Source organism: Glutamicibacter sp. TV12E (genome assembly GCF_052441935.1).
Lineage (GTDB): Bacteria > Actinomycetota > Actinomycetes > Actinomycetales > Micrococcaceae > Glutamicibacter.
In genome coordinates, this window is the sequence record NZ_JBQVVF010000001.1 from 614289 (window position 1) to 626644 (window position 12356).

Annotated in this window: 8 protein-coding genes and 1 pseudogene; 3 read left to right on the top strand and 6 right to left on the bottom strand. The window is 56.6% G+C overall.

The features are described 5' to 3' along the window. Positions 1 to 63: 63 nt before the first annotated feature. From ACT7DV_RS02755 to ACT7DV_RS02765, 3 genes are all read left to right on the top strand, one after another. Positions 64 to 3411: a DEAD/DEAH box helicase gene (locus ACT7DV_RS02755; protein WP_444660799.1), complete on the top strand. Its 3348-nt coding sequence runs from the start codon at positions 64 to 66 to the stop codon at positions 3409 to 3411. Between the two features lie 162 nt (positions 3412 to 3573). Beyond that, positions 3574 to 3858, top strand: a complete 285-nt coding sequence (locus ACT7DV_RS02760; RefSeq protein WP_444660800.1) for a hypothetical protein — start codon at positions 3574 to 3576, stop codon at positions 3856 to 3858. Positions 3859 to 4414: 556 nt separating this feature from the next. Further along, positions 4415 to 5965 carry an MFS transporter gene (locus ACT7DV_RS02765; protein ID WP_444660801.1) on the top strand — a complete coding sequence of 517 codons (1551 nt, stop codon included), beginning with the start codon at positions 4415 to 4417 and terminating at the stop codon, positions 5963 to 5965. Between the two features lie 138 nt (positions 5966 to 6103). Here ACT7DV_RS02765 and ACT7DV_RS02770 read toward each other — a convergent pair. The 6 genes and pseudogenes from ACT7DV_RS02770 to pcrA form a co-directional block, all read right to left on the bottom strand. Further along, positions 6104 to 6637, bottom strand: a pseudogene (locus tag ACT7DV_RS02770) (IS3 family transposase); the annotation flags it as partial. After that, the gene (locus ACT7DV_RS02775) at positions 6562 to 7017 is read right to left on the bottom strand and encodes an IS3 family transposase (RefSeq protein ID WP_444664764.1); all 456 of its coding nucleotides are present in this window, start codon (positions 7015 to 7017) and stop codon (positions 6562 to 6564) included. The pseudogene ACT7DV_RS02770 and the gene ACT7DV_RS02775, both read right to left, overlap by 76 nt. Further along, positions 6954 to 7274, bottom strand: a complete 321-nt coding sequence (locus tag ACT7DV_RS02780) for a helix-turn-helix domain-containing protein (protein ID WP_444660802.1) — start codon at positions 7272 to 7274, stop codon at positions 6954 to 6956. The genes ACT7DV_RS02775 and ACT7DV_RS02780 overlap by 64 nt, the downstream gene beginning before the upstream one ends. A gap of 336 nt (positions 7275 to 7610) precedes the next feature. Next, a complete protein-coding gene (sucD, locus tag ACT7DV_RS02785) occupies positions 7611 to 8513 on the bottom strand; it encodes a succinate--CoA ligase subunit alpha (protein WP_060700714.1) in 903 nt (300 codons plus the stop codon). A 16-nt stretch (positions 8514 to 8529) separates the two neighbouring features. Then, complete coding sequence (gene sucC / locus ACT7DV_RS02790) at positions 8530 to 9702, bottom strand: ADP-forming succinate--CoA ligase subunit beta (protein ID WP_060700713.1); 1173 nt, start codon at positions 9700 to 9702, stop codon at positions 8530 to 8532. Between the two features lie 241 nt (positions 9703 to 9943). Beyond that, positions 9944 to 12322: a DNA helicase PcrA gene (pcrA, locus tag ACT7DV_RS02795; RefSeq protein ID WP_444660803.1), complete on the bottom strand. Its 2379-nt coding sequence runs from the start codon at positions 12320 to 12322 to the stop codon at positions 9944 to 9946. Positions 12323 to 12356 lie beyond the last annotated feature (34 nt).

Sequence of the window (12356 nt, forward strand, 5' to 3'; positions counted from 1 at the left end):
GTGATTATTCACAGACAGGCCCTTCAACTTTCACCGCGGGCCGGAACGTGAAACGATGAGAGGATGAGTGATTCTGTTCCCCCAACCATCGACGCGCGCCACTTGCTGCGCTATCTGGGCGATGTCCCTTTCTTTTATGGAAAGAGCATAGCGACTGAAGAAAATTCTGTGGTTGACGTGGAATTTGATGAATCAACCCGGCAGATCGAGGGCACCGTGCGTGCTAATGGCGAAGAATTTTCGCCGATGATCCAGGTTCAAATGGTCGGCGACGATTGGCAAATCGAACTCTGCGAGTGCACTTGCGACAAGCCAGGCATCTGCGCGCACATTGCCGCCTTGGCCATCGTCTCGAACAAAATTGCTTCGCAGCCACGCCTTGTGGCCGTGCCGGAAGAAAAAAACCCGGCCGCTTGGGCGCAGCAAATCGACTCGTGGTTTGAGCCTTCTGAACCTGGCCCAGCCGACGGGCTGCTCGGCTCGCAGCACGACCCAGTAGTAGCCATGGGTTTGCAGTTCATGCTCTTCGATGCGAAGAACACCACGCAGCAACAACAGTGGATGCCGACCGGCACCATTCCGCATCCCACCCGCAATAAGCGCTTCCGACTGGGCGTGCGGCCGATGGTCCGCAATACCGAAGGCCGCTGGGTTCGCGGACAGCTGCGCTGGACCACCCTGGGCTTCAAGACCTATGGCTGGAATTTGTTGCGCTCGCAGCACCACTGGTTCACCCGTTTTGCGTCCATGGCCCGCAGCGACACCCAGTTGCAGTTCAAGGTGGATGAAGACTGGCTATTCATGGACGAATACGCTTCCGACCTGCTGTGGCCACTGCTTCAGCAGGCTCAGGAGCTGGGCATTGATCTCATCTCCACACGCTCCGAACAGCGCATTCGAATTGTTGACCCGGCCAGCTTCAGCATGCAGGCGACGCTCGATGACCAGTTGATGCAGCTGAGCGGCATTTTGCATGTCAACGGCCAGGCCCTGGAGCTGGATTCCGAGTCGCCTAGCGGCGTTATTGCAGATCATGGGTTCTATGCCCAGTTGGGCCAGCCCGACGAAATCTGGTTGGCTCCGAGCAAGGAGCCGGTGGCAGAGGCACACCGCCGCTGGTACGTTGACCGCCGCCCGGTGGCCGTCCCGGTCGCGGAAATCGGCAGCTTCTTTGATTCGGTCTACCCCCGTCTAGCGCGCCGCTTTGATCTGCGCAGTGCCAGCGAGGAACTGGTGCTCCCGGACTTGAAGCCCCCATATGTGCAGGCTACGGTCACCTACAAGCGCGATGAGAACGACAAGGGCGAGCCGAATGACTCGGCAACCTTGGAATTCCAGGTCCGCTATCCCGGGGTTCCGGATCAGCACGAGGTCTACGATCTTGAAATCGAAGAACAGCTTCGCGCAGCTATTGATGAGGTCTTCCTGCAGACTACAGAAACAGGGAATCCTGATCTTTCACCCAAGTTCTACTCGGGCGAAAGCGTCATTACCTTTGTCTCCGAAATCTTGCCTGCCATCGAGAGCCTGCCAATAGTGAAGCTGAGCGAAAAGGGCACCCGGCCGGTATTCCGGCAGCTGCGCGAGCTTCCCCAGCTGAAGATCAACGCGGTCAACCACGAGCGCACTGACTGGCTGGATCTGGGATTGTTGATCACCGTTGGCGACCACGAGGTTCCTTTTTCACAAATCGTTGAGGCCATGAGCAATGGCCAGATGAAGATCAAGCTTCCGGATAATACGTGGTTCTCCTTGAATCAGCCGCTATTCGCCAAGCTCAAGGCCCTTGTTGATGAAGCCCAAGCACTCAACGACAAGCCAAAAGAAGGCGATCTGAAGCTTACGGTTTTCCAGATTTCCATTTTCGAGGAGCTCGATGAGCTCGCCGAAGGCATCGACGGCGCAGATTTGTTCATTGCGCGAATGCGTTCCCTGCTGAAGGTCGCCGAAGGCGAGCAGGCGTCCGTGCCTGAAACGTTGAACGCGCAATTGCGTCCGTATCAGATTGACGGCTTCCGCTGGCTGAGCCGGCTGTATCAGGGCGGCTTTGGCGGCATCTTGGCTGATGATATGGGCTTGGGTAAAACCCTGCAGACCATCGCATTGATCTTGCATGCGCACGGGCTGTGGAACGACAGCGAGGCTTGCGCCAAGCTTCCGGCAGCCCAGCGTACTCCTGCCCCATTCCTTGTGGTTGCGCCAAGCTCGGTCGTCTCAAACTGGGAAACCGAAGTCAAGCGATTCGCTCCAAGCTTGCGCGTGACCAGCATTGAAGGAACGTTGAGTTCACCGCGGCAGCTCAGCGAGCTGGCGGAAAACTACGACGTCATCCTCACCACCTACACGCTGTTGCGCTTGAATGATGAAATTTATGAGGCGCAGCGCTTTGCCGGCCTGATCCTTGATGAGGCCCAATTCGTGAAGAACCGCTCCACCAAGGCCCACCGCACTGCTGTGAATCTGCAGACCAATTTCAAGCTGGCCGTTACCGGTACCCCGATGGAGAACAATCTCTCTGAACTCGGTGCGCTGTTGTCGCTGGTGGCACCGGCCCTGTTCTTGAACACGAGCCGTTTCAATCGCCAATTCGCCCGCCCTATTGAAGTCCTGGGCGACAAGGAAACCCTGGCGTTGCTCCAGCGCCGGATCAAGCCGTTTATGCTGCGACGCACCAAGGAATCGGTGGTGCTCGATCTGCCGGCCAAGCAGGAACAGCAATTGCTCGTCCGGCTCTCCGATGAGCATCAGCATGTTTATGACACCCATCTGAACCGTGAACGCCAGAAGATCCTGCACCTGGTGGAGGACTTGGATCGCAACCGCTTTACGATTTTCCAGTCCCTGACGCATCTGCGCATGCTTGCGCTGGAGCCTTCGCTGGTGGATCCCGAGTTATCGGATGTTCCGGGTTCGAAACTGGAAGCCTTATTTGATCAGCTTGATGATGTTCTGGGCGAGGGCCACCGCGCTCTGGTCTTCAGCCAGTTCACTTCCTATCTGAAAGTGCTGGCCGAGAAGCTGACCGAGCGAGGCGTGAATTTCGTGTACCTCGACGGAAATACGCGTAATCGTTCCAAGGTCATCGAGCAGTTCAAGGAAGGCGAAGCTCCGCTGTTCTTGATCTCGCTGAAAGCTGGCGGCTTCGGATTGAACCTGACTGAGGCAGATTACTGCTTCCTGCTGGACCCCTGGTGGAATCCTGCAGTTGAGGCGCAGGCTATTGACCGCACGCACCGCATCGGCCAAACTCGTCAGGTGATGGTTTACCGGATGATCTCCCAGGGCACCATCGAAGAGAAGGTTGTTGCGCTGCAGGAAAGCAAGCGCAAGCTGATCTCGACCGTTATGGACGAAGCTGATGGGTTCTCCAAGGCGCTCACTGCACAAGACATCAGAGGACTTCTCGAGTAACAGGTTGATTAATTCTCTGGGAATAAGAGACGACTGCTGGCCAGACGCGATATATTCAGTATGTCAGTTGGTATGCGCTAAACCACACATAGTGCGCCCATCGGTCACTGGCCTGAGCGGATCCTCGCTGAGGCGAAACGAACGATAAAGGCGGTAATAACCGTGTCCCTGATTAAGTCGGAGACTATCAGTACCCCCGATGACGACTGGATGCGCGCGTCGGTAAGTACAAAAAAAGATCGTGTGGTCATCGAAACTGGGCAGGAACTCTTGTCCTTGGAGAACGACCGCCTGCTGGAAAAAGTCCATCGGGTTCTGGCTTCTCCACTCGAAGAGATATTTTACAATCCCAAGCACAGGATGCTTTTGATCCCTGGCGCTTTCGCCGTCATCGGTTCTTCATTCCTGAGAATCGATGCAGAAGCGACTGTCGGCCTTCGAAACTAGCACTCGCGCACCAGATGCCCCAAGATGCCGCTCCGGCAGCCTTGGGGCGTTTTTGTATCTGCTCCGATCCACCTATCAGTTGCTCCATGGCATCGCTAATCGAGGCCGAACAGCATTCCCTCCCGACGACTCGTCGGGATGAGAAATTTTTGCGTTTCGAGCAATTTCTCGCCGTGTCGCACAGAGTCCTTCGCCACATATTTATCGCTTCAAAGCCACCCTCGAAACTTCTCATGAATTCTTCTCGATGCCTATCGCTTTCGACTGTTTTGGCCAGTTCGAGCACCTCTCCGTCGGCATCAAAAGCACCCTGCACAAGAAGCGGGGAAGGGCCAAGTTTGGGGGATCTGGTCAATTTTTTGCTAGGCTAGATAACTATGCACTCAAGCGTTTCATCACTCGAGGCCCGCAATTAGGCGGTTTTCGAGTAGGAATCTATCGATTTCGATGAGTCGCCCGGCGTCCAAATATGACTTTAGCGAGTAATTTCTGACTCAGTCGCGATGGAGGATGTCGGTTCCACGACAAGATCCAGAAAGATACGAGGAGTGAAACTATGGAAGCAGCAAATCCACGTAAACAACGATTTTTTAGAAAACGTCGCCTGAAAGTAGAAGACGTCAACGTGGTTGACGACTCAATGCTGAAGAAGGCTATCGGCGGAACCGTCGTCGGTAACCTCATGGAGTGGTACGACGTTGGTGTCTATGGCTACTTGGCCGTCATTATCGGCAAGCTGTTCATGCCGGACACCGTTGACCCCGCAATCCAGACTTTGTTCAGTCTCGGCGTATTCGCTGTGACCTTCGTAGCTCGACCCATGGGTGGCGTGATCCTTGGACAGCTCGGAGACCGAGTTGGCCGCCAGAAGATCCTGGTTTTCACCTTGCTCATGATGGCACTGGCCACGTTCGGCATCGGCGTCCTTCCGGATTACTCGGTATGGGGCGTAGCAGCACCAATTCTGCTCGTCGCGTTGAAGCTCATTCAGGGTTTCTCCACTGGCGGCGAGTACGCGGGTGCTACTACGTTCATTACCGAGTATGCCCCTGACAAGCGACGCGGTTTCTACGCCTCGCTCTTGGACCTTGGCTCCTACATGGGCTTCGCGATAGGTGCGGCCTTTGTATCGATCCTGCAGCTGACCCTCACTGAAGATGTGATGGAAGGATTTGCCTGGCGCATTCCATTCCTGGTCGCCCTGCCCTTGGGCGTCATTGCGTTGTGGTTCCGTTCGAAGATCGAGGATACCCCCGCGTTCAGGGAGGCACAGGAAACAGCCAACCGCGCAAGTGAAGACGCCAAGAACGCGCCTGATGCTCCCAAGGGTGTCTTCGCCTTGGTCAAGTCCTACTGGCGTGAGCTTCTGACCGGCTTCGTCCTGGTTTCTGCGGCTAACACCGCTGGCTACGCACTGACCAGCTACATGCCGACCTACCTGACAGAAACCCTGCATTATGACCCGGTCCACGGTAACCTTCTGACCCTGCCAATCCTTGTGGGCATGTCCTTGTGCATTCCGCTGGGTGGCAAGCTCTCAGATAACATTGGCCGACGCAAGGTACTGTTCATCGGTTCAGTCTCCGCGATTGTTCTGGCGATCCCTGCTTTCTTGTTCATGATGCACGGCGCAATCTGGTCCACGTTGGTTGGTCTGGCTCTGCTGGCCTTCCCTGTGACCTTCTACGTGGCTAATCTAGCCTCGTCGCTGCCAGCCTTGTTCCCGACCGCTTCTCGTTATGGCGGCATGGGGATCTCGTACAACTTCGCTGTAGCGATCTTTGGCGGGTTTGCACCATTTATCATGCAAGCTTTGGTGACCATGACTTCGTCGTCGCTGGCGCCAGCATTCTGGGTGATGGGCACGTCAGTAGCCGGGTTCATCGCGGTGTGCTTCCTGAAGGAATCCGCGCGCAAGCCCCTGCCGGGTTCGCTGCCTTCGGTTGCCACTGAAGAAGAAGCCCTTGAATTGGTGAAGACCCAGGAAGAGAATCCTGATCTTGATGTTGAGGAGCTGTTCGAGCAGGTTCCGGCCTTGGAGGAAAGCTACCAGCAGGAACTAGCTGAGCAAGGCAAATCCGGCAAGAACTTGTCTGCACAGCCGTAGGACGCTTTCGGCGCCTTAGCCGCCAACTCTGCTGCGCCAGACTTGCGCCTGCTGGCGTCACTGGCTGGATATCAAAGGAGAAGACTGCTAATCCTGAACTGGGTCCCGAAAGTTGGACCAGCTAAATAATAGTCCTGCTCAGGCTGCAAGGGTATGGCATCGACATTCCATCGGTGTCATACCCTTCAGTCGTTCCTGACGGCGATTCGTGTTGTACCAATCGATATACGCCTCAATTTCCACCTTGAGCTCTTCAAGATCCTTAAAGCACTCACCGTGGAACATCTCCGACTTGAGACGACCAAAGAAATTCTCCATGACCGCATTGTCATAGCAATTTCCCTTACGAGACATGGACTGCACCGCACCATGCTCCTCCAGCAGCTTCCTCCAGGACCAATGCTGATAATGAAACCCCTGATCCGTATGAACCAACAGCTTCTTCCCGAAGTCCCGGGAACCTAAAGCCTGGGCCAAGCTCCCATTGGTGAACGCCGTGGTCGGTGACGAAGCGATCGTGAAGCTCAAGATACTGTGGTCAAACAGATCCATGATGGGAGACAAATACAGTTTGCCCTGCTCAACCCGGAACTCAGTCACGTCGCTGACGTAAACAGCGTCCGGGGTATCCACGTCGAAGTGCCGGGCAAGCAGGTTTTCAGCGATCTTCCCCTGTTCCCCCGGTACGAGTTATAACGTCGCTTCGGACGTGCTTTGGACTGAAACCCCAGGAGCCGCATGAGCTTGCGGACCAGCTTCCTACCCACGTTCCATCCTTGAGCGCGAAGCTCCAGATGGACCTTTCGGTACCCGTAGCGCCGCTTGCTGTCCTCAAACGACGCGGTGATCGCTGCTTTGAGTTCCGCATGCGGATCAGGCTGCTCAAGGCGTTTGAGGTGGTAATAATAAGTGGATCTGGCCAGGCCTGCTACCGCCAGCAGGTCTATGAGGTCGTGCTCGGACTTGAGAGTGAGAATCGCTTGGGTCTTTACCGATGCCCCTGATCCCTCAAGTCTCGGAGTTTTTCCAGATAAGCCACCTTGGCTAACAATCGTTTATTTTCCAGGCGGAGTTTTTCTTCCTCGCTCAACGGCGGCTTCGATGCTGATCCCTTGGGACCTCCCTTAGGCTTGGGCATCAGTGCTTCGTCGCCATCTCTTCGCCAGGCCCTCACCCAACTCTCGACTAGAAATTTTGAACTGAGGTGGAACTCCAACGCAAGTTCCATGGCAGTTTCACCCGCAAGGAACCGGTCAACGACTTCCTTCTTGGTCTCGAAGGAATACTGCCCATTAGTTGGTTTCTCCATGAGACAAAGCCTGCCATGCAATCGCCACCGATTGTAGAGACGAGTGATCGCATGCAAACCCACCGAGACCCTTAATGCCGCAGACTTACATCCATGTCCTTGCTCGAAGAGGTCAACGAGTTGCTCGCGTTGGTACTCGGATAGTGTGCTTCGTGCATGCATGAAAATGCTCCCCGAAAGTTGTTGACTTTTATCGTCCAACTTTCGGGGAGCAGTTCATCCCAGCGGTCTTCCCCTTTCAGTGCTCTCAGGCCGGCTTGCCGGTGATGACGCCATATGGGTAAAGAAATGCCCCGGACCAAGGATCCGGGGCAGAACTTCTAGCTCAGTATCAGCCTAGAGAGCTGCGAAAACTTCGCGCAGCAGCACAGCAGTCTCCGAAGGAGTCTTGCCGACCTTCACGCCAGCAGCTTCCAGTGCTTCCTTCTTGGCCTGGGCGGTGCCAGCCGATCCGGAAACGATGGCGCCTGCGTGGCCCATGGTCTTGCCCTCAGGAGCGGTGAAGCCGGCCACGTAGCCAACAACTGGCTTGGTGACGTTGGCCTTGATGTAATCAGCTGCTCGCTCTTCAGCGTCGCCACCGATTTCACCGATCATGACGATGGCCTTGGTCTCTGGGTCAGCTTCGAAAGCAGCCAGTGCGTCGATGTGGGTGGTGCCGATCACCGGGTCACCGCCGATGCCGATTGCGGTCGAGAAGCCCAGATCGCGCAGTTCGTACATCATCTGGTAGGTCAGGGTGCCGGACTTGGAAACCAAGCCGATTGGGCCCTTGCCGGTGATGTTGTTCGGGGTGATACCGACCAGCGCTTCACCTGGGGTGATGATGCCTGGGCAGTTAGGGCCGATGATGCGGGTGATCTGGTTGCCGTCGGCGTCAACCTTCGACTGTGCCAGAGCCCAGAACTCAGCGGAGTCCTGTACTGGAACACCTTCGGTGATGACAACAACGAGACCGATTTCAGCCTCGATAGCCTCAACGACTGCGTCCTTGGTGAACTTTGGTGGCACGAAGACGATCGATACGTCAGCGCCGGTCTCGGCCTTGGCTTCCGCCACGGTGCCGAACACCTTGATGTCCTGGTCACCGTGGGTGACGGTGGTGCCAGCCTTGCGGGCGTTAACGCCGCCAACAATATTGGTGCCAGCCTTGAGCATCAGGGCGGTGTGCTTGGTGCCTTCGCCGCCGGTGATGCCCTGGACGATGACCTTGGAGTCCTTGTTCAGGTAAATGCTCATTGTTCGCTTATCCCTCTTACTTCGCTGCGTTGGCGAGCTCGGCAGCCTTGTCGGCGCCCTCATCCATGGTTGCTGCCAGGGTGACCAACGGGTGGTTGGCCTGGGCCAAAATGGCACGACCCTCTTCAACGTTGTTGCCGTCCAGGCGGACAACCAGTGGCTTGTTCGCCGAGTCGCCCAGGGTGTTCAGCGCGCCAACGATGCCGTTTGCGACAGCGTCACAAGCGGTGATGCCACCGAAGACGTTGACGAAGACCGACTTGACCTGTGGGTCGTTCAGGATGACGTCCAGGCCGTTGGCCATGACCTCAGCCGAAGCTCCACCACCGATGTCAAGGAAGTTGGCAGGCTTGACCGAACCGTGGTTCTCGCCAGCGTAGGCAACGACGTCCAAAGTGGACATAACCAGGCCAGCACCGTTTCCGATGATGCCTACTTCGCCGTCCAGCTTGACGTAGTTCAGGCCAGCAGCCTTTGCCTTGGCTTCCAGTGGATCGGCTGCGCCCTTGTCTTCCAGCTCTTCGTGAGCTGGGTGGCGAACCTCGGAAGCGTTGTCATCCAGGGAGACCTTGCCGTCCAGCGCAACGATGTCGCCGGCGCCGGTCTTCACCAGTGGGTTGACCTCAACGAGGGTTGCGTCTTCTTCCTTGAAAACAACCCAAAGCTTCTGGATGGTTTCCGCAACCTTGGCACGCAGCTCTTCTGGGAAGTTTGCAGTCTCAACGATCTCGGCAGCCTTGGCTGCGTCAATGCCAACGATTGGGTCCACTGCGACCTTGGCCAGAGCCTCTGGGCGCTCAACTGCGAGCACCTCGATCTCCATGCCGCCTTCAACCGAGCACATTGCAAGGTAGTTGCGGTTTGCACGGTCCAGCAGCACCGAGAAGTAGAACTCCTCAGCGATGTCGGCGCCCTGGGCGATCATGACCTTGTTAACGGTGTGGCCCTTGATGTCCATACCGAGAATGTTGGATGCGTGCTCAAAAGCCTCATCGGCGGTCTTAGCGACCTTAACGCCGCCAGCCTTGCCACGGCCACCGACCTTGACCTGTGCCTTTACTACAACAACGCCGCCGATCTTCTCAGCTGCGGCTTTGGCTTCTTCCGGGGTGTAAGCGACGATACCGGCAAGCACGGGAACGCCGTGTGCCTCGAATAGATCGCGCGCCTGGTACTCATACAGGTCCACGGGTTTGTGTCCTTCGTTCGAAGTTCATGCTGACTCGCGGCATGGCCATGGACCGAAATCCATCCCATACCTAAGAGAGCGCACCGCAACAAACGGACGTCATAAGGCGCCGTAGCCCGTGCGCACCTCTCAGACTATCCCGACTTCCGCAAAGTTCCCACTTTTACAACATGTAGAGAAACCGCGGGATTACGCCGAGAACCAAGTAAATGTGACGAAGAAAACTCGGTATTCCGGTTGACTATTCGACTATTTCAAGAGGCGCGTAGCGCAGCAGCAACCGCTTTTCAGAATCAGGGAACTGGACCTTGGCCACGGTCTTGTCGCCGGCGCCTTCCAAAGCTATAACAGTTCCCAAGCCAAAGGCGGAATGCTTGACCGATTGGCCGACCTTCGGAACGGTGATGTCCTTATTTTGCACCACGCGTTGCTTGGAAACCGGGGCCGCGTTAGGCCCGCGCTGTGGTGTGCTGCCAGAAGTTCCGGCGCCCCAGTGGCTTCCACGCTCATATCTGCTCGTGGCGAAATTCACCGCTGCGTTACCAAAGCCGAAGCCCATTCCGCCGCCAGATCCTTCACGCTTCCAGTCGATCAGCTCGCTGGGAACCTCTTCTAGGAACTGGCTCGCAGGGTTGTATTGGGCCTGCCCCCAGAGGCTGCGCTGTTCTGCGCGGGTCAGGTACAGGCGTTCGCGGGCACGGGTCAGCCCCACATAGGCCAGGCGGCGCTCTTCTGCCAGTTCTTTTTCATCGGTCATTGAACGCTGATGCGGGAATACACCGTGCTCCATACCGGTAAGGAACACGACAGGGAATTCCAAGCCCTTGGCTGTATGCAGGGTCATCAACGTGACCATGCCTTCTTGAGCGGCCATGGCAGCGCCTTCGTCATCGCTCGGAGCCTCGGGAATCTGATCAGCGTCGGCGACCAGGGCCACCCGTTCCAAGAATCCAGCCAGTCCGCCTTCAGGATCTTCGTTGACGAAGTCCCGGACCACGGCGACCAGCTCGGCCAAGTTCTCGACCCGGGATTCATCCTGGGGGTCTGTCGACAACCGCAGGTTCTCCAGGTAGCCGGTCTGTTCCAGCACCGCTTCGAGCGCTTCAGCCGGTCCGGATCCTTCGGCAACGGTTTGCAGGTCATCAATCAGCGAAACAAAAGCAGCGGTCATCTTGATGCCGCGGGTACCCAAGCCGGGTGCTTCATCCGAACGGCGCAGGGCATCCATAAAGGAAATGCGTTCCCGGTCCGCCAGCGCTGCAACTGCGCCTTCAGCGCGATCCCCGATGCCACGCTTTGGCTCGTTGAGGATACGCCGGACGTTAATGTCGTCCTCAGGGTTTACCAGAACGCGCAGGTAGGCCAACGCGTCCTTGATTTCCTTGCGGTCGTAGAACCTGGTTCCGCCAACAACGCGGTATTTGAGGTCAACGCGCATCAGTTGTTCCTCCAACGCGCGCGATTGGGCGTTAGTGCGGTAGAAGATCGCCACATCGCCGGGGCGAACGTCGTTTTCGTCATTGAGCCGCAGGATCTCCTCAGCGATCCACCGCGCCTCGTCGGATTCCGATTCACCGACGTAGCCCGTGATCTGTTCGCCGTCACCGCTCGCAGTCCACAACCTCTTGTCGTTCCGGTCCGGGTTGCGCTTGATGACTTCGTTGGCCGCGGAAAGGATCGTCTGCGTAGAGCGGTAATTTTGCTCCAGCTTGATCGTCGCAGCGTTGGGATAGTCTTTTTCAAATTCGATGATGTTGCGGATATCTGCGCCACGGAATGCGTAAATAGACTGGTCAGAGTCACCAACTACCGTCAGCTCACTAGGTGTCGTCTCCCCTTCGATCCCGGTCAGCTCGCGGATCAGCGAATACTGGGCGTGGTTTGTATCTTGGTATTCGTCAATCAGCACGTGGCGGAATCGACGCCGGTAGTTGTCGGCGACCCTTGGGAAGGCCCTGAACATGAAGACCACCTGGCCGATAAGGTCGTCGAAGTCGAGCGCATTGGCCGAACGCATCCGCCGGGTGTAGCCGCGGTAGACCTCGGCGACGGCCCGGGAAAACGGGTCGTTGGTGTTAATGGTCGATGCATAGTCTTCGTCGTCGATGAGTTCGTTCTTCAACGAGGAAATTTTGTGCGCGATGGCCTTGGGAGTGAATCGCTTCGGGTCGATTTCCAAGGACTTGGCCACCAGGGTGATCAACCGGAGGGAATCGGTTGAATCATAGATGGAAAAGTTCGACTTAAGGCCAATGGTTGCGGCTTCACGACGGAGGATGCGAACGCACGAAGAGTGGAACGTTGAGATCCACATTTTTTTGGCTTGCTCTTCCCCGATCAGCTCCGCAGCTCGCTCGCGCATTTCTGCGGCGGCCTTGTTGGTGAAGGTAATTGCCAGGATCTCATGGGGGCGTGCACGACCCGTGGCCAATAGATAGGCAATACGGTGCGTGAGAACACGGGTTTTTCCCGATCCGGCTCCTGCCACGATCAGCAAGGGACCGCCGGCGTAGCGGACGGCTTCTTCCTGCTGCGGATTCATGCCCTGCAGTAGGTCCTCTGCAATGGGCATTACCTGCGGTGTGGTGTCGGCGGCGAAGTCATCAAAAAGAAAATCCATGATGTAGCCAGTCTACGTGGCGCTGCAGACACTT

Bases quoted from the DNA above. Each gene is read 5' to 3' on its own strand.
- ACT7DV_RS02765 (WP_444660801.1), top strand. From the start codon at position 4,415: ATGGAAGCAGCAAATCCACGTAAACAACGATTTTTTAGAAAACGTCGC.
- ACT7DV_RS02755 (WP_444660799.1), top strand. From the start codon at position 64: ATGAGTGATTCTGTTCCCCCAACCATCGACGCGCGCCACTTGCTGCGC.
- ACT7DV_RS02780 (WP_444660802.1), bottom strand. From the start codon at position 7,274: ATGGAGAAACCAACTAATGGGCAGTATTCCTTCGAGACCAAGAAGGAA.
- sucD (WP_060700714.1), bottom strand. From the start codon at position 8,513: ATGAGCATTTACCTGAACAAGGACTCCAAGGTCATCGTCCAGGGCATC.
- pcrA (WP_444660803.1), bottom strand. From the start codon at position 12,322: ATGGATTTTCTTTTTGATGACTTCGCCGCCGACACCACACCGCAGGTA.